This window comes from Pseudomonas sp. HK3 (assembly GCF_052920985.1).
In genome coordinates, this window is record NZ_JBREXD010000001.1 from 509903 (window position 1) to 528914 (window position 19012).

17 protein-coding genes, 1 tRNA gene and 1 pseudogene are annotated in these 19012 nt (G+C 40.9%); 6 read left to right on the forward strand and 13 right to left on the reverse strand.

The window, feature by feature from the left end:
- The first annotated feature begins 407 nt into the window (after positions 1-407).
- Positions 408-1596, forward strand: a pseudogene (locus tag ACU6U9_RS02325) (thiolase family protein).
- Between the two features lie 476 nt (positions 1597-2072).
- On the opposite strand, the gene ACU6U9_RS02330 reads toward ACU6U9_RS02325, so the two are convergent.
- Positions 2073-2876, reverse strand: a complete 804-nt coding sequence (locus ACU6U9_RS02330) for an SDR family NAD(P)-dependent oxidoreductase (protein ID WP_446733472.1) — start codon at positions 2874-2876, stop codon at positions 2073-2075.
- 175 nt (positions 2877-3051) lie between these two features.
- The gene (locus ACU6U9_RS02335; RefSeq protein WP_446733473.1) at positions 3052-3969 is read right to left on the reverse strand and encodes a response regulator; all 918 of its coding nucleotides are present in this window, start codon (positions 3967-3969) and stop codon (positions 3052-3054) included.
- A gap of 149 nt (positions 3970-4118) precedes the next feature.
- Here ACU6U9_RS02335 and ACU6U9_RS02340 point away from each other — a divergent pair, with 149 nt between their 5' ends.
- The gene (locus ACU6U9_RS02340; RefSeq protein ID WP_446733474.1) at positions 4119-4991 is read left to right on the forward strand and encodes a hypothetical protein; all 873 of its coding nucleotides are present in this window, start codon (positions 4119-4121) and stop codon (positions 4989-4991) included.
- 88 nt (positions 4992-5079) lie between these two features.
- Here the strand turns inward: ACU6U9_RS02340 and secF are convergent, their stop codons facing one another.
- The 5 genes from secF to queA form a co-directional block, all read right to left on the reverse strand.
- On the reverse strand, positions 5080-5997 hold the full coding sequence (gene secF, locus ACU6U9_RS02345; protein ID WP_446733475.1) for a protein translocase subunit SecF: 918 nt from the start codon (positions 5995-5997) through the stop codon (positions 5080-5082).
- Positions 5998-5999: 2 nt separating this feature from the next.
- Positions 6000-7865: a protein translocase subunit SecD gene (gene secD / locus ACU6U9_RS02350; RefSeq protein ID WP_446733476.1), complete on the reverse strand. Its 1866-nt coding sequence runs from the start codon at positions 7863-7865 to the stop codon at positions 6000-6002.
- 134 nt (positions 7866-7999) lie between these two features.
- Complete coding sequence (gene yajC / locus ACU6U9_RS02355) at positions 8000-8362, reverse strand: preprotein translocase subunit YajC (protein ID WP_446733477.1); 363 nt, start codon at positions 8360-8362, stop codon at positions 8000-8002.
- A gap of 127 nt (positions 8363-8489) precedes the next feature.
- Complete coding sequence (gene tgt / locus ACU6U9_RS02360) at positions 8490-9608, reverse strand: tRNA guanosine(34) transglycosylase Tgt (protein ID WP_446735048.1); 1119 nt, start codon at positions 9606-9608, stop codon at positions 8490-8492.
- A gap of 96 nt (positions 9609-9704) precedes the next feature.
- Positions 9705-10772 (reverse strand): tRNA preQ1(34) S-adenosylmethionine ribosyltransferase-isomerase QueA, encoded by a 1068-nt coding sequence (gene queA, locus ACU6U9_RS02365; protein WP_446733478.1) that lies wholly within the window; start codon positions 10770-10772, stop codon positions 9705-9707.
- A 632-nt stretch (positions 10773-11404) separates the two neighbouring features.
- Here queA and ACU6U9_RS02370 point away from each other — a divergent pair.
- From ACU6U9_RS02370 to ACU6U9_RS02385, 4 genes are all read left to right on the forward strand, one after another.
- Positions 11405-11489, forward strand: a tRNA-Leu gene (locus ACU6U9_RS02370).
- Positions 11490-11678: 189 nt separating this feature from the next.
- On the forward strand, positions 11679-12560 hold the full coding sequence (locus ACU6U9_RS02375; protein WP_446733479.1) for a DUF4747 family protein: 882 nt from the start codon (positions 11679-11681) through the stop codon (positions 12558-12560).
- Positions 12557-13141 carry a hypothetical protein gene (locus tag ACU6U9_RS02380; protein WP_446733480.1) on the forward strand — a complete coding sequence of 195 codons (585 nt, stop codon included), beginning with the start codon at positions 12557-12559 and terminating at the stop codon, positions 13139-13141. The genes ACU6U9_RS02375 and ACU6U9_RS02380 overlap by 4 nt, the downstream gene beginning before the upstream one ends.
- A 128-nt stretch (positions 13142-13269) precedes the next feature.
- Complete coding sequence (locus ACU6U9_RS02385; protein ID WP_446733481.1) at positions 13270-13491, forward strand: hypothetical protein; 222 nt, start codon at positions 13270-13272, stop codon at positions 13489-13491.
- A gap of 601 nt (positions 13492-14092) precedes the next feature.
- Here ACU6U9_RS02385 and ACU6U9_RS02390 read toward each other — a convergent pair.
- Genes ACU6U9_RS02390 through ACU6U9_RS02415 form a run of 6 tightly spaced genes read right to left on the reverse strand, consistent with a single transcriptional unit; the run spans position 14093 to position 19012 of the window.
- Entirely contained in the window at positions 14093-14974 is an 882-nt protein-coding gene (locus ACU6U9_RS02390) for a hypothetical protein (protein WP_446733482.1), read from the reverse strand.
- Positions 14959-15654, reverse strand: coding sequence for a hypothetical protein (locus ACU6U9_RS02395; RefSeq protein ID WP_446733483.1), 696 nt, complete (start codon positions 15652-15654; stop codon positions 14959-14961). The genes ACU6U9_RS02390 and ACU6U9_RS02395 overlap by 16 nt, the downstream gene beginning before the upstream one ends.
- Entirely contained in the window at positions 15654-16223 is a 570-nt protein-coding gene (locus tag ACU6U9_RS02400; RefSeq protein WP_446733484.1) for a baseplate complex protein, read from the reverse strand. Before ACU6U9_RS02400 ends, ACU6U9_RS02395 begins: the two co-directional genes overlap by 1 nt.
- 1 nt (position 16224) lies before the next feature.
- Entirely contained in the window at positions 16225-16890 is a 666-nt protein-coding gene (locus tag ACU6U9_RS02405; protein WP_446733485.1) for a hypothetical protein, read from the reverse strand.
- Positions 16887-18464, reverse strand: coding sequence for a phage tail-collar fiber domain-containing protein (locus ACU6U9_RS02410; RefSeq protein ID WP_446733486.1), 1578 nt, complete (start codon positions 18462-18464; stop codon positions 16887-16889). Before ACU6U9_RS02410 ends, ACU6U9_RS02405 begins: the two co-directional genes overlap by 4 nt.
- An 11-nt stretch (positions 18465-18475) precedes the next feature.
- A complete protein-coding gene (locus ACU6U9_RS02415; RefSeq protein WP_446733487.1) occupies positions 18476-19012 on the reverse strand; it encodes a phage tail protein in 537 nt (178 codons plus the stop codon).

Genomic DNA, 19012 nt, shown 5'->3' on the forward strand with positions numbered 1-19012 from the left:
GTTGAGGCCATAGACCATTGAACAGCCTCGAATATAGCGAAGGAGCGTCCAAATAAGATCACACTAAAGTATGATTAACCCCATGGTAGAGGGCTTAATTGGCGTTTTTAATCAAACAAGCGTTTGAAAATAGTACGCCTGTTCTAATTTTAGAGCCATTACACTAAGTTTTTACAATATGAAGCGTTTTTATGCGCCCAGCAAGTAAAAGTTGTTGTTAATTCATACATTTATAGTCAAAAAAGATTAATTTAATCGCAGCGCCATAAAATTGAATCACGCATACACAGGATAAGCTGGTCATGGTGGCTTTTGATGAAGCTTGCTACAATTTGCGCCCTTTATTCTTGTCTCTATTTATATAGAGTCTTTTCCAGGGCATGCCCTGATTCAGTATGAGGTTTGTTATGTCTAATCAAGATTCTGTTGTTATCGTAAGTGGTGTGCGTACGCCTATGGGTGGCTTTCAAGGCAGTCTTGCCGACGTTTCTGCCACTGATCTCGGCGCAATCGTTATTAAAGAAGCAGTAGAACGTGCGGGCTTAAAAGCAGACGATGTTCAAGAAGTTATCATGGGTAACGTACTGCCTGCAGGCCTGAAACAAGGCCCTGCTCGTCAAGCAATGCGCAAAGCGGGCTTATCTGATTTCACTGGTGCAACCACCATCAACAAGTTATGTGGCTCTGGCATGAAAGCCACTATGTTTGCACACGACTTAATCAAAGCTGGTACCAATACCGTCATGATTGCAGGTGGTATGGAGAGTATGTCTAACGCGCCTTATATTCTGCCAAATGCACGTAAAGGCTACCGCATGGGTCATGCGGACCAAGCTATGGACCACATGTTTTTAGATGGCCTTGAAGATGCTGAAACAGGCCGTTTAATGGGCAGCTTCGCGCAAGATGTCGCCGACAAAAAAGGTTACAGCCGTGAAGATATGGATAACTACGCCATTCAATCTTTAACCCGTGCAAAAGCCGCTATCGAAGCCGGTTTACTAAAAGATGAAATCGTACCCGTTACGGTAAAAAACCGTCGCGGCGAAACTGTGGTTGAGCACGATGAGCAACCGTTCAACGCCAACATTGAAAAAACTTCCGACACTTCGCCCTGCATTCAAAAAAGACGGCACGATTACTGCTGCTAATGCCTCTTCTATTTCTGATGGCGCATCTGCACTTTTATTAATGAGCGAAAGCGAAGCCACTGCACGCGGCCTTAAGCCTCTAGCGCGCATTGTTGGTCACGCCACACAGTCACAACACCCGAGTGAATTTACCATTGCCCCTGTTGGTGCCATTGAAAATTTATTCGCTAAAACAGGCTGGAGCAAAGATGATGTTGATTTATTCGAAATCAACGAAGCCTTCGCTATGGTTGCTATGATGCCTATTATCGACTTAGGTCTTGACCCTGAGACAGTGAACATCTTTGGCGGCGCTTGTGCACAAGGTCACCCAGTGGGTTCTACCGGTTCACGTTTAATCGTCACCCTAATGAACGCGCTTAAAGTGAAAGGCAAAACCAAAGGGGTTGCTGCACTGTGTATCGGTGGTGGTGAAGCAACCGCTATGGCAATTGAATTGATCTAGAAGCTGGAAAAGTAAAAAATCGTTTGTGCGCAAGTGCAAACGATTTTTTATGGGTGAATACTGGAGTGTGGAAAATTAAAATGATTCATAACTCTGTCGCGGGCAAGTGCCTTCCTACAGAACTCACATACCAAGAGAATATCCAAGATTGCTCCGCGACTTATGTGATGTCTTCAAGCTATTAAATACTTGAACCAATCTTCATTTTTGAGTTGGCTTTCATACCAGCTTTAGCTTATGTTGTTGTCGGGCTAAAGCCCGACCTACTTATTTGAATTATTCACAACCGTCCACTATCGAATGAACTGAAATCAATTAGAGCATTGATTTCGTGCGCGGGGCGCAATTCCTACCGTGATTCATACTTTCATTCAAATCTGTCACGTGCAAACGCCCTTCCACTGCATTCATACATCAAAAAAATGTACGAGGTTGCCCTGCGACCGATAAAGCGGGATACTATAAAACACTTTAGTTTAGGCGTCTAACTCACTGGCAAACGTCTTAGTCATGCTTCGTAAAAATATCCTTGGAAATATTTTATACGCAATCGATGCAAACCATGTAAATTTATCTGGGAATAACCGCTCTTTACCAGTTTGATGCGCTTTAATTATTTGTCCTGCAACCACATCCGCTGACCCCATGCCACCAACCATTGAACGCGCATGGGTTGCCTTATTACCATCATAGCCCAATGCATTATTTTCAATGGGTGTATTTAAAAAACTGGGGTACACCATTAATATTTTTACACCATGATGGCGAACTTCGCAGCGCATTACTTCAAAAAACTGATGCAACGCACTCTTTGCAGCACAATAACCTGCACGCCCTAGAACAGGCATCCAACCCGCCATTGAACTCACATTAATAATCGTGCCTTTTGAGGTTTTCAATAAATCGAACAAGGCTAAGGTCAATTCTACAGGGCCTTGATAATCAACAGCCATTACTTTACGAAAAACAAGAGGATCTGTTTTTTCGACCAAGGAGCGATGAGTAATGCCTGCATTATTAATCAGCACGTCTAAACGACCAAATTTTTGCTGAACGTATTGCGCTAAATTTTCAATTTCTTGTGCATCGGTAATATCACTTACCATGCTGAAAATAGTATCCGAACGATTTAAACTGAATACTCGCTCTGCCAACAACTTAACCTGAATATCCACCATGACAATCAAGTAGCCTTTAGCATGATACACCTGCGTTAATGCCCAACCTAAACCGCTGGCCGCTCCGGTAATCAATATAACCTTTTGCATTGGTTGATTCATGGTAATACCTGACGTTTTTAAAGTGCATAAGATACCCCAGTCAAACAAGGCAATCTTGACTGATGAGCTTTTGATTTGGCGCACAGAGTAAATTTAACGTCAATAATAGGTAGGGTACGAAATGGCAACGACTGGCTTAAAGCTTTATTATTTGCATCCACTCAAACAACGTAAGCTACTTATCCGCTACGGCTAAAAAGATTAACTGACCTTCTCCCTGCTGCTTAGATTGAATCGTCAGCACTAATCGTTTTTCTTTTGAGGTTGCACCGAGTTTTACCAGTTGCTCTGATGGCTTATCAATGACATGAACACCTTTTACCTCAAGTGGTGACTCTGATGCTGAACCATGAAAAAGCACACTCACCATGCCCATCATTTTTTTTATTCGTGTTAATTGCTCATCACCCAGCATTCTGTTTCTAATAATTTCTTCTGCGTAGTTTTTAGGGTCCTCTTCAAGTGCGCTGGTTATGATGGCCACAGCCCGCACATCCATAACACACATCGCTTTAATTGAGGTGTGGTCGTGCGTGCAAAATAAAACTACAACATAAGGTAAGTATTCATAATTAATCGTAAATGCACTGGCCTGCTCTACCGAGATATCGTCGGAAAAAATACCTTTGGTCAATTTATTTAACGCGGCAACATTGGGTAGCTTTAGGGTTTTATTGGGCTGACTACTATCGGCATTACCTATACTTGGCTTAGTGGTAGGGTTCCCTTTGTCATCACATACCAAACTCATCGCTTCTTTAAGCTCATCAATATCAAATGGCTTATGCAATACAAACAACGCGCCTGCAGATTTTGCATCTTCAATTAATTTTGGGTCTGTTTCTGTGGTTACCAAACCAATATTAACGTTCAAACCTTGAAGCTGAACTTCCAGAAGCAACTCTATACCTGTCATGTTCGGCATGTGCCAATCCGTTATGACCACATCCGGATGCCACTCTTCGATCATCTTGAGCGCTTGTTTACCATCCGCCGCAGTCTGAAAGTCATGACCATTATAACCTGCCTTCCCCAGGTTGATCTTGATAATCGTCTGCATGGCTAGACTGTCATCTACGATTAGAAACTTCATTAACGGCAACATCCACGAAATTAGACTTAACTGTAAGTATAGATGCCACTATTCATTTTGTTGTAAGAAAACCAAAGAACATATGGAATAGCGTATTTTTACTAAAGACATCATGAAATCCTCGTAATCCATTGATTTTAAGGTGAAAAATGACAACTGAGTTACTCGTGATTTTAGAACTCTGTCTATTACTGGTTACCATCATTGTTATAAGCGTGATGATTTGGCGCGGTCAATCCAAACATATTGATGAATTAACTGAAATAAATCAGGCTTTAATGAGTCAACTAAATGACACCCACACCGTATTAGATGAAACACAATCTATACAAGAAGCCATGACAAACGAATTTGAAGACCTAGGAGAGGCTGTCGATATCCAGGTCAATAACACCATCGATTTCGCAAATGATAATATAAATGATATGACGAACTTAGTGGCCGATCATATGAAACTACTAAAAGATACCGACTACTACTTGTCACAAGGCAAGCCTGATGTTGAAAGCGCTCGTAAGACGATAAACAGTTTAAAAGACCTATTGAGCGGCACAGAAAAAAACATCATTCAAAGTAAAGACAAACTCGCCAAAGCAGAAGGCAACATTAATAAACTAAAAGAAAAAATGCGTGAGCTATCCAAACAACTTAAAACATTCGATAGTTTAGAGGTCAGTGAGAGTCGATTAAAACGAGATAAAATAAGACTAACCGAACACATAGAAAAACTTAAAAGCAAACACGAAAGCCAAAAAGTGACTGAAAAGAATTTAAAAGATGAGCTTAAAACCAGCTTTCGGGCAAGTGAAGTGCAAGCAATGCGTGATGAACTAAAACAAACCGAAAATAAATTACAGCGGGCACTGGTCGAAAAATCGTTTATTGAAGCGCATTTTTTAGAGCTCACGACGTTTGCCGACCCCAAAGAACTCGACAACGAACTCAAGCGAGTCAAACGAGAAATGCGCCAGCTCGAAAAAGGGATTTTGGATATGTCCAACGACTTCGAAAAGCCCAATTAATACACTCTCCAGTACACGATTTTAAATATTCCTCACTAAAACAAAAAAGGCCCACTGAAGTGAGCCTTATATTCTGCAAGCCTGACCGCTATGGGCGGTCGTCTAGCTCTTCCTCTTCTTCTGGTGGTAACAAGTCTTCACGACTAATGCCCATGTACAACAAAATATTCGCAGATACATAAATAGAAGAGTAAGTACCCACAACCACACCAACCGTTAATGCCAGTGCAAAGTTATGAATCAACTCGCCGCCAACCCATAACAAAGCAAGCAATACTAATAACGTCGTCAAAGAGGTCACTAACGTACGACCAAGTGTCTGTGTTAACGAACGATTGATTACATCAACTGGTTGCATTTGGCGAATGATTCGAAAGTTTTCACGAATCCTATCGGCCACAACAATCGTATCATTCAGCGAGTAACCAATCACCGCGAGCAGTGCCGCCAACACGGTTAAATCAAATTCAATTTGCATCAAGCTGAACAAACCAAGAATAATGATCACATCGTGCATTAAGGCTACAACTGCACCCACTGAAAACTTAAACTGAAAGCGCGCCGCCACATAAACCATTACAACGGCAAGTGCTAACAATAAAGCAAGACCGCCTTCGTCACGCAGCTCTTCACCCACTTGTGAGCCTACAAATTCAGCACGACGTAACACAATCTCTTCTTCAGAGGCATCCTGCAAAACAACTAGGACTTCATCACCCAAGTTGGCGCGATACGCTTCTTTCATACGCACCAGTACATCTTCTTCACTGCCAAAGTGCTGTACAGTGACATCTTCATAGCCTGATGTTTCTAGGGTTTTGCGAATCTCGTTTACGTTTGCGCTGGTTTCATAGGCCACTTCAATTAAAGTGCCGCCTGTGAAGTCTAATCCTAATTTTAAACCTTGAAAAATCAGTGAACCGATTGAGATTAAAATTAACGCAATAGATAAGGCCGCTGCAATTTTGCGCACGCCCATGAAGTTCATATCTTTAATTTGACTCATGGTTAAACGCCCCCAATGGATAGTTTTTCAACACGACGACCACCATAAATCATGTTGATCATGGCACGCGTTAATACGATGGCGGTAAACATAGATGTAATAATACCAATGCTCAATGTTACGGCGAAGCCTTTCACTGGGCCTGTGCCCACAGCGAACAAGATAACCGCCACAATTAACGTGGTAATGTTGGCATCTAAAATGGTTAAGAAGGCTTTATCGTAACCACTGTGAATCGCTTGCTGCGGATTCAAACCCGCTTTTATTTCTTCGCGTATTCGCGCAAATATGAGCACGTTTGCATCCACCGCCATACCAACCGTTAATACGATACCGGCAATACCTGGTAAAGTAAGTGTTGCACCAATGACGGACATAACCGCCAGCAACATGGTCAAGTTAAACGCCAATGCAATGTTGGCAACCAAACCAAATACACGGTAATAAACCAGCATAAAGATCAGCACCATGGCTAGACCAATTTGCACGCTGTCCACGCCTAGTTGAATATTTTCTTTACCCAAGCTTGGGCCAACGGTGCGCTCTTCAACAAAGTACATTGGCGCGGCCAACGCACCTGCACGAAGCAGTAACGCAAGCTCAGACGCTTCTGGCCCTTCTAAACCGGTTACTTGGAATTTGCTACCAAAAACACCTTGTATCGTAGCCAATGAGATAATGCGTTTTTCGACGTATTTGTCTTCAACAGCGACTTCTTCGCCATCTTGCTTTTCATAGCGCGTGCGTATTTTATGCTCAACAAATAGTACTGCCATGCGACGCTTGAGGGATTTTTTAGTGACTTGACCCATCATTGCACCGCCGGTGCCGTCCAAGGTAATTTCAACCATTGGCTGACCATTTTGATCAAAGTTTGGCTTGGCATCTGAAACGTTGTCGCCCGTTACAATAATGGCTTTTTCTAAACGAGCATTACGGCCACGTGTTGGGTCTTTAAACGTATATTCTTCTGTGCTGAAACGGCTGGCACTTGAAAGCGCTTCTAAACGAAACTCAAGGTTAGCCGCTTTGCCCAATGTCTTTTTCGCAGCGGCAGTATCTTGTACACCCGGTAGTTCGATCACAATACGGTTACGACCTTGGCGCTGAACCAACGGCTCTGCCACACCGAGTTCGTTCACTCGATTACGAATGGTGGTTAAGTTTTGCTTTAGAGCATAGTCTTCAAATTCTTTAATTTTTGCTGCGCTTAATTGCAACTCTAACCAAAAGCCATCTTCTTTATCTTGGGTTTCAGTTAAAAATTCTGGGTATTCGCGACGGACAAAGTTTTCGGCATCGTCACGAGTGTCTGCTTTTGTGAATTTAACGTTTATGTGGTGATCATCAGATGCGACAACACGCTTGTAACGTAATTTTTGCTCGCGGAAATTGCGCTTTAACATATCGCGATATCCGGTTAAGCGCTGGCTGAGGAACTCTTCCATGTCCACTTCCATCAAGAAGTGCACACCACCGCTTAAATCAAGGCCTAATGTCATTGGGCCCGCGCCCATGTCCATTAACCACTGCGGCGTCGTTGGTGCTAAGTTAAGTGCCACAATAAAGCTATCACCCAACTCACGTTGAATTAAACCTTTTGCTTGTAGTTGAAGGTCTGGGTCTTGAATACGAATAAGCGCTGTTTTGCTTTCTTGTAGCTCTTCACCAAAGTATTCCACACCGCTTTCATCTAGGGCTGCGAGTGCTTTATTGAGTGTGTATTCGTCAACAGCGTCACCACTTTTAGTCGGGGTGATTTGTACAGCTGCATCGGGGGGATATAGGTTTGGCAAGGAGTAAACAACCCCTAACGCACACACCATGACAATGAGAAGATATTTCCACAAGGGGTACTTATTGAGCATAAGTCGATTCCTGACTGACCCTGCCTCAATAACGAGTTGGATCAAATGACATTTATTGTTTTAAGTTTTATATGGGGCTTAATACACACATCCCCGCAACTTGGCGGGGATGATAGACCACATGAATAATCCGATTATTCGTTAATGGACTTGATAGTGCCTTTTGGTAAAACCGCTGAAACCGCTTGCTTTTGAACAGGAAGCTCAACGCCTTCTGCTACTTTAATGATCGCGAAATCATCAGTCACTTTAGTAACACGGCCAAGAAGACCACCAGACGTTACCACTTCAGAGCCTTTTTCAAGTGAGCCTAAAAGGGCTTTATGCTCTTTTGCACGCTTAGATTGTGGACGCCATAGCAAGAAGTAAAAGATTAAAACGAAACCGCCTAGAAAAATAAGCTGTTCGATACCGCCACCACCAGCCGCCGCTGGAGCACCTTCGGCAAACGCCGCGGCTGGTAGAAATGCCGCTAATAGTAGAGTCAATTTAGACATTGTACTTTCCTTACTCTTATCGAGTACTGCTTTTATTAAAATGGTATGCCCCTTAATAGGGGCTAATCTTTTCAATTTAAAGGCAAAGGGCGGTTTTCCCTTTATCTTTTATTATTCTGGGTGTTTTTTAATCAGCTAGCGGTGGGACAGGCAGTCCGCGCTTACTGTAAAAGTCTTCAACAAAGGCGCTCAATGTACCTTCTTCAAGTGCCTTGCGCAAACCAGCCATGACGGTTTGATAAAAATGCAGGTTGTGAATCGTGTTTAAGGTACTGCCTTGGATCTCTTTACACTTATCTAAGTGATGCAGGTATGCACGACTGAAGTTCTGACAGGTGTAACAATCACAGGTTTCATCAATTGGCCCATGATCCGTCTTATTTGAAGCATTACGCAGTTTTAACACGCCTGTATCGATGAATAAGTGACTATTACGCGCATTACGGGTTGGCATCACACAATCAAACATATCGATACCACGGCGCACACCCTCAACTAAATCTTCAGGCTTACCCACACCCATTAAGTAGCGAGGCTTATCTTCCGGCATTTTGTGCGCTAGGTGATCAAGAATGCGCACCATATCTTCTTTAGGCTCACCAACGGATAAACCGCCAATGGCGTAACCATCAAAGTCAATTTCGCTTAACCCTTCAAGGCTCACATCACGTAAGTCTTCATACATGCCGCCTTGGATGATACCAAATAAAGCCGACTCGCTATCACCATGGGCATCTTTTGAACGCTGCGCCCAACGCAGGCTCATTTCCATGCTGTCTTTGGCTTCTTTATGGGTAGCCGGATACGGTGTGCACTCATCAAATATCATGACGATATCGCTGCCCAAAGCCGCTTGGATTTCCATAGATTTTTCGGGGGTCAGTTCCACTTTGTCACCGTTCACTGGGCTGCGAAACGTCACGCCTTTTTCCGTAATTTTACGCATTTTACCCAAGCTGAATACTTGAAAGCCGCCGCTGTCGGTAAGTATTGGCTTATCCCATTGCATGAAGTTATGCAGGCTGCCCGCGCCTTTAATAATATCAATACCTGGGCGTAACCAAAGGTGAAACGTATTACCCAGAATAATCTCAGCGCCCGTGTCTTTAACATCTCGCGGCAACATACCCTTTACACTGCCGTAGGTGCCCACAGGCATAAACGCTGGGGTTTGAATCTCGCCACGTGGAAAGCTTAACGTGCCACGACGGGCTTTGCCTTCGGTTTTCTTTAAATCAAATTTCATAAAACTCATAACTGCTCCAAATTAGCTTGAACCTAAACCGTTCAAAAAACCCTATGTCACCTCGGGCAGGTATTTTACTTGGGGATAACCTTGCGGTTATTTATCCCATAATTCTTTTGCCTGTAAGTTCTTGGTTAAGAACATGGCATCGCCGTAACTAAAGAAGCGGTAGTCGTTTTTCACCGCTTCGTCATACGCATTTAGTACTGGCCCGCGACCCGCAAAGGCGCTCACCAACATAATCAAAGTCGATTCTGGTAAGTGAAAGTTTGTTACCAATGCATCCACTGTTTTAAATTCGTAACCGGGGAAGATAAAGATCTCAGTCTCACCGGTATAAGGCAAAATAGTCCCAGCGGCTAACGCCTCTGGTGTATTGCTTGCGCTTTCTAAACTGCGAACACTGGTTGTGCCAACAGCAATCACGCGCTTACCAGCGGCTTGGGTTTGCGCTATGGCATCACATGCGGCTTGATCAACGTCTAACCACTCGCTGTGCATTTTATGGCTGTGCACATCATCCACTTTAACTGGCTGAAACGTACCTGCGCCCACATGTAATGTTACAAATGCCGTGTTCACACCCTTCGCTTTTAGCGCAGCCAAAAAAGCATCATCAAAATGCAAGCCCGCCGTTGGTGCCGCCACGGCACCGGGTTTTTCGTTATAAACCGTTTGATAGCGTTCACGGTCGCTTAACTCATCTTCGCGTTCCATGTACGGCGGTAGCGGCATGTGCCCGACTTTTTCTAACCAGTCGACCAATGTTATGCCTGCTTCAAGTTTGAAGCTCAACTCAAACAAGGCATCTTGACGTCCTGTCACTTCGACTTCTAAGCCCTCAAGTAAAATCACGCTACCCGCTTTAGGCGCGCGTGAACATTTGATATGACTTAACGCCGTTGTATCTGAGGTTACACGCTCGATTAACGCCTCTAATTTACCGCCGCTTTCTTTCTGGCCAAATAAGCGAGCAGGAATCACACGCGTATTGTTGAAGACCATCAAATCACCGGGCTCGACCAGATCCAACAAGTCTAAAAACTGCTTATGAGCCAACTGGCTATCCTGTAGGCACAGCAGACGACTGCTCGAACGCACCGCCTGTGGATAACGGGCAATAAGTTCATCGGGCAAATCAAACTGAAAATCGCTGGTCTTCATACTTCTCTCAAACAGGCCAGAGGCAAAATAAAGGCTCAGAATTATACCTAAGTGACTCAGCCATGACCATTGGGATTCTCATCATATCGGGCGCAGAGCACCCTCTTACCCGCCTAATTAGGGCGCATCTTTGTATGAGGGTGCCCCGCGCCCGACGGTGATACATTAACGAAAGCTATAAAATAGACGCGTAAACCATTGACTCATAAACACTTACTGGTATGATGCCTGCCACTTATTTCAGGCTTGCGGGCCACCTTCTATTACGAAGAGAGATAAGTAATTGCTTATCATGTTGATGTATAACTACAACAATTTGATGGAAGCGATGCCGGTGTGGTCCAAATCAGAAATGCGTATACACGTATACCTGAAAACTACACAAGCAAACAGGTAATACAAAGCCTTCAAATATTGTAAGCAGTGCCGGTGTGGTGAAATTGGTATACACGACGGATTCAAAATCCTTGAAACCGCTTTGTTATACGATTACATTCACTAGCAACAATGCAGCAACCCCTTGAATTTAAAGGGATTCAGCTTGATCTAAGATGATACTAAAAATGTGTCAACTGAGTGTCAAACGCTGAAAAGTGTCAACTTAGTGTCAACTGACACTAATTAAAATATGTGCCGGTGTGGTGAAATTGGTATACACGATGGATTCAAAATCCATTGCTTTCGAGCGTGGCGGTTCAAGTCCGCCCACCGGTACCACGAATACTAAAAACCTGAATGTGAAAGCATTCGGGTTTTTTATTGCCCTTCGATATACCCATCCTATATAGTCCTAGCAGAAACTAAACACGGAAGGTTGCACCTAGCACAGCACCTCAATCGCTATAATTTAAAGCCCATAATGAATACTGTGCAGAGCATCCCAAATAGGTAATTGGAAGCCCTAAAATGCCAAATAAAAGAAGCCTTACTATATCCGCTTTAAATATAACAATGCACCCGCACTCTGCCGCAAAATATATATCACTAATAAAAAAAGCCGAACAATCTAAAACTGCAATTCGCGTAGCTGGTGATACATACCTGCAGCTGGTGAAAGGTATCTATAACATTGATGCTAAAAATATCGAAAATGGTATATATGGTGAAATTGCCAAATATACTGATATATCTAAAGATGCAACATGGCTTAATTTACAAACAGAATCTGCTGCTGAAGAAAAGGATATGAAAGCAGTATCAATTCCACCCAATATGAAACCAAATTACGGCGGATTTACATTTGTGTTTTACCCTAAAGTACATCAATTTTATTTTGAGCAAAAAAATGGTTCTTTCCAACTAAGTCCTAACTATGTTCACACCCTACTGAAAGGCTTATTTGCTCTTGAACATATCCAAGAAGAATTTAACAAAGTTGATGTAACTGTTATGCCTTACAAAGATAAGGTAACTGAAATACTTAATATATTTGAACTTAAGAATTTAAAATTAAATATCACCCGCCCAAATCCAGATGACTTCGGAGATGATGAAGACATAGAAGTCTTTAAGTTACTGGATGCTCAAAACATTGAAACCCAGATAATCGAAAACCGTGCGGTCAAGGGCAAGTCAATAACTCCAAGTGAAAATATGAAAAAGCTAGCTCGAATAGCTGCTAATAACGGATTTGTGGAAGGAAGCGGTAAAGATCAGCAAGGAATACCTGTTTCTGATTCTACTAAATCACATCCATTTAAACTTGTTAGCATATATGACCCTGCAAAAACTGGATTACTTGAAACAATGCATGCTGCAGCCATGAAAGCTATGGCCATTTTTAAATGAAAGCTTTTAGCCAATACAAGGGGACATTCAAAATATTCAAGCAATATTGGGAGCTATATGGCGGCGCGAAGGCTATCTTTACCTCGCCATATTTCCACCTATCATTGATATTGACTTTAATAACTGGCGTGAACCAAGATTGGTATGAAAAAACCTTGTCAATTACACCTAGCATCCTTGGTTTTTCGTTAGGTGGGTACGCAATTTTATTAGCATTTTCGAATGAAAAATTTTTAAGCATCATTAGCAAAAGAGATGGAATATCCCCCTTCTTAAGTATCAGCTCCACATTTGTTCACTTCATAATTGTTCAAGTTACAGCAATCCTATTTGCATTTCTATATTATTCATCCCCAATAACAAACCTACCTAATGAGCTTAAATTTTGGTTAGCTTATAATATTCCTTACTTAAAAAATATTTATCACTACATACTTATATTTACTCAATTCTTTGGTGTATTGTTATTCGTTTATTCACTTACAACAGCTCTTGCTGCAACTATGGCAATATTTAGAATGTCAATTTGGTACAACAGGCACCTATCAAATCTTAAAAAGAAAGACACAGAAAAAAATTAAACATTAGACTGAGTTAAAGAATAATCATGGCTCTGCTCTAGACTTCCATTTACGGTGAGTGTATAAAAATACAGCAGTGACATTTTAAAAACATAAACTAAAACACTTATAGTGAAGGAATACTACCAATGGCAAAATCTAAAAAACCAAGAGTCTCAGTAATTAAAGAAAGTGATACAGGTAGAAATCAAAATTTTGTCGATAATAAAACTGGTGATGAGATGACTAGGGCGCAATTCGTGAAAGAAATAGATGCAGGTAAATACCCTGATTATCACGTCCGTAGTATAGATGGGGTTAAAACACCCGCATCCAACCCTAATAACAATGACGATGATAATTTAGGCTAAATACCCCTTAAACCTAAATCGTGGCGGGTTCTATCTCGCCACTAACTACCATTTTATGTTTCTTTTTTCTAACTTAGCGCAATTCTAAGGCCCACCAAGAATTATATTTTTCAAACACACATTGCCAGTGACAAAATCATAAAACCCCCTCCAAGCCTTTAAAATCAGCCTTCTTGCCCACTTATGGTAATACTTTAGCAATGCTGTTTTCTGCAAGCATCCAGACTTTCCCGCAATCTGTGCAAAATAAAGATAATACCCCCGCCCAGTATTCACAGCACTTAGAGTGCTATTGTGCCATGCACAAAACCGCAAAAATGATGAAAAAATACACAGAAAGGCGGCAGGGAAGGAGTGCGCGGGGTCTGGGACGGCTGAACGTCAGAAAATACGCGGGCTGTAGCGATGTTGAAAAATATTTTTGATTATTAAATGACTGAGAGTCAGTGTTTATGGGGGTTCAGAGGTTATGCCGTTGTTTGATGCTCGCTGATTGTTCAATATAGAACACAATAGACACAAAAAAACCCGCGCATGGCGGGCAAGTATTCTGTGCAATTCTAAATATTAAATGGCGCAAGCCAATCAATAGAAAGCTAGGTTAATCCGTTGGGGTGTATTTAATATCTTTTAATGGTTTCTCGATGCTATTAAAATCTGCCTTAAAACCTACAAGGGGGGTTTCATCTGGGTTTAGTGCATTCGACGTGGGAGAACCAGGTACTGTTGACTTATGCACATGTTCAACCACAGCTTTATCAAGCTCTTTTACCTTATCAATCAGCTGTATTAATAAATCAATGACATCATTTGAATCTGAGCCTAAATAAATTTTTGCAGATTTAATTACCGTTACTTCTTTCGATGATATATTTATTTTTTTTAGTGCGGATATATTCAACACAGAACCCGCAAGTAACCTAAGACTCCCCAACGACTTAAATACTATTGTTCCTGCAAACGTATGCCATAGACCAGTTACTTTTTTTGTTTCACGTCCGTACTCTATTTCTGATTCAAACGCTTTTACTTTTCGTTTAAAGCTTGTATCTGAAATAAGATTTAACGCAGAGCGAAACCAGCCCACATGATTACTTAATTGATAATTATCTGAATTACCTAGCCATTGCTCACCGTCTTTAACATTCGGCAGCATTGAACCATTGCGATAGACCGCTTTAATCACTGGATGCCTAGGGCTACCGTACACAAAACCAATCAATACTAAGTCGCCTTTTCTTGGTGGGGCTATACTAGATTCAGAAGCAGGAACGGGTAGAGAAGTAAACACAACGTCCTGACGCTCACTGCCATCAATATTTAAAACTTGTACCGTTGCGCTTAATGCGGGGCGATCAAAGTTACTAGGCTGACCTTCATCGGGGAAGTCAGACAAATGCAAAACCCGTCCGTATACATCAGACACTTTCTCTTTTATTTCAGGCATGAACCGTGAAAAGTGCTGTTTTAATTCGTGATACATTTTAAAATCATTTTATTGTTTTCAATTGTGATAGCGTTAATTTCATAATTATTAATTTTAGCTAGCGGCATTAATGACGACTCTAACGGAATACTCCAAGCCCTATCGGTGCTTAAGGGTGTAGTGATAGAGAAATCAATATTGAATATTTGTTCACTAGCAGGACTTTCGCTTTTCAAACCAACAAAAACACTACCATCGGCTAACTGGTGCCAGCAAAAATTAGGAATATCAAACACTGACGATATTTGATTCAATGCATCACGACCAGATCCTATTGAATAAAAAAAAGGGCTTTCCTTTTTCCAGTATTCTGCTTTTGAATGAACAAACCTTAACCCGCTTTTTTGGGCGATTAGTGACATAAGTGATTCAAGGCTAACATGACGTACAATCAATGGCATTTTAACTAAAAGAACACCTGTTAATTCACGCACCTTAAAAGAAAAAACATTTTTACCTTGTGGCGTTACCGCTTGAACAATGCCTGTAAACCAACGGCGCAAAGTGTTTCCCTTGTAGCCGCAATCGAACTGCACAATCTGCATAGGCTTTGGCGTCCAATTATCAGCTTTAATCGTTAAAAACCCCCGACCAATTGCAGACACCTCTCGCGTCAATTGATGGGATATCAACTCAGCTCTATGATTGTTAATGTACAGGTTATAGATGGGTTCCATTAAGTACCACCGGATTCAAATAAGCCACCTACAAGCTTTTCAGCTTTTTCCATAAACCCTTCAAAGCTAGAAATTTTTACATCTTGGCTAGCCACTTCATTCGCAACAGGTGCCGCTGTTGACGTAGTACCAGTCGTTTTAGTCGTTGTTTCCCCTGAAATCAACACAGAACTTTGCTGTTCTTGTTTTTGCTTCGCTTCAGCTATGCTATTTTTTTCACGTAACGTAAATCGTATTTTCCATTTTCTATATTGGGCATCTTCTGAAGCGGTGAATGCATCCATAAACGTGACCTGACGAATATCGCTCGCTTCAGCTGTCTTATCCACAATATCAAAAACAGTTCTATTTCCTTTATCGTCAACGGATTCAGCCAGCTTTATCAATTCCCTGTATGCTTCAACGTCAGTTTGAGCAATTTCACAGCTGCAATTCAACAATTTAGGCTTAATACCCTTATCTATACTTGATGTGCTACTGGTTTGACCTCCTGCATCTTCTGTGGGTAAGCTCAAGACCATAGACACATTCAGGCTTTTAACTTTTAAATCAGTATTATTTAATCGCATATCAAAGCCCAAATACTTTTTTTATGTTCTTCAAATTATCAGGTTCACCCGCAAAAACTATCCCAACAGAATATGGTGTATTCTGCGTCTGACTCTCACCAAATTTTAAAAGCTCATTTGCAATATCTCCACCCTCAAGATATTTTATTTTTGTCAGCGACAAACTAACCGCATCATTAACTATTTCATTGATCAGATTATTATAATTATCAGTCATTTCAGAAACTTCCGTTTCAAATTCTATTAATTCAACAGACGCATCAACATCATCACTTAGCACAACATCATGCAACGGCGACACATCACAAAAATTAAGTAACATTGAATCATTGAAATCACCAACAAAAGAAACAGGAAAACTTTCATTGGTTATTTTTTTATTTGTATCAATATCAAATATATAATCACATGCATTGGCAATCCATTTTATTTTATTGACTGGTAAAACTCTAAATATTTCATTCAATTCCGTTTTAATTTTATTAAAATCAGAAGATGATAAAAGCAAGCACAAGGCTGCATCAAAACCAGTATCATTTATTTTATCAGACAGCGACTTTATGACCACTTCAGGGCTAGCCAGTAGGTCATTTGAATCACTAATAAAATCAGACAAAAAAACCATTGTTTTTGAATTTGTATTATTTTCAAAATCGATTATTTTCATTTGAAACCAATTTCATATATTTTAATATTCATTCTTGATGGATACGTATTGGTATGTGTTCTACTCCATGCGTTACTGCTTTTATCATAATAAAGACTCGTGCGTGAGTATGCCTGATTTAAATAAACAGCTCCTTTATGATTCACTAATTGAATTTTCACTTGATAATGCTTTATCCCAACATCACCAAATTCCCTTTCATCATCATCGCCTTCATACTCAAGATTTGTTCCCATATCAGAATACAAAGCTATTCTATTATAATGAGCACTTGAACTTTTCCAGCCCCTTGGCAAAAAAAACAAATTATGTCCCTTCCCATTCTGCCCTCCTTCAAAACAATAGATTGTTTCTTCTTTTAAACTATTGATTTCTGAGTTATTTAAGTTAATTTTTTTACCAGACCATGTACTACCAGCTTCAAATGTTTTATCAAGCAACACATTCGCCAATTTAGGCCCGCCACTCAGCAACCCGAATACTGATTTGACTGATTTTGCAGTAGCAAAATATTGGCTAGGATGATTACCATCAGGCATATTATATTCATCAGTCGAACCAAAGTTATCCACTTTATCAAGACCAACATGCTCAGCATCAACACCTTCAATAGCATCAGATAGTTGACCCTGTGAAGGCACATCTAACGCTTGCCTTGCTTTAATTTTATCGTTTAAATCTTCCAGATTTTTATCTGCACGCAATAACATATGCACATAACCATCATCATTTGTCGGCATGGTTCTACGAAAATCAGTCACAACACCGTTTATATCGGTGGTTGCAATTTTAAAAAGATAGTGTCTTTCAGTGTCTGTTGAATAGTCATTTTTTTGCGTTCCCTTAATGTCATATATAACATCAAAATGACCCACCACCTCGCCACCATCATTTATCAAACACACATCAAGCCAAATATCTTTTAATTTTTGATGGCTAATATTTATATCCATTAATTGAAATAAGCGAACACCTTCTACGTAGCCCAGACCCGCTTTTATGCTATGGCCTGTTGCTGCATTATATTCAAGCAGAAAACCACCTCCAAAGAACGTTTGGCGGCCTAGCTGATCACGATAAACCAAGCGGGCTTGCTCGTCTTGTTGGTTCATTCGCGCGGTGTAATCAATTTGCCACGACTGAGCAGGCACAGATACATTTAAAACCTCAGCCGCACCTTGGAATTTTAAAACCATATTACGCGTAATATTATTACCCGATTTATCATTGTCATATTTTGATTTCGGTTGGTCTGCCGTATATTCAACCACTGCCGATTGACCATCATCAGATATCAAATCGATACGATTAAAAACAAAATCACCAACGCTACTATCTAAAATTAATGAGTAAACAACTTGGTTATCATTAATTTTACCTTTACGCCCAAATTCAGAAACAGAAAATCGCCCAACGATTGTATCAGCCGCAGGTAACTGCTCACTTTTAGATGGCTGTTCCGATGGGTTCAATCCATCAATATACGAAAGCACAAATTCCGTAAAAACAGGCGCTTCTTGTGAATGAATTTTATTGCGTAAATACGTTTCACCGCCCGAAACAAATTGGCCCATTTAATACACCTTTAAATTATAAATTCTGCTTGATACGTTTCATGCGAACTAGAAAACTCACCCGCTGAAATAGTTATGTTTGTATTCGTTGTTACTGTAAATTCATATTGCCTGCATGTACGGCCATATAGATCAACAACTTCATTCAATAAGTCAATATTATTGCTCAATTCGCCGTCTGTCATCTCAAGTACAACAACGTCCCAATCTCGCCCTTCAGGTCGCTCTTTCACTTGAACAAACCCAAGCCCAAGCCGTTCAAATATGCGTTTAAATCCGGCTGCACTGCCCGCGTCAATATTATTTAAAAAGGCAAAGTCCACACGGTTTCGATAAAGCCAAATAGGTTCATTTGATAGCTTATTTATTCTTCGTTCCCATGCCATCAAATCTAAAATTTCAATCGCACAAGTCTGCGGGTCATCTTGAACTTCAATAAATTGAAGCCACGTTCTAACCTGATAAAACCACTTTTCAATAAATGATATGAGGGATTTAGGGTGTTTTCCTGCTACCCACCATTTCAAACTAATCTTTAAATCATCCAC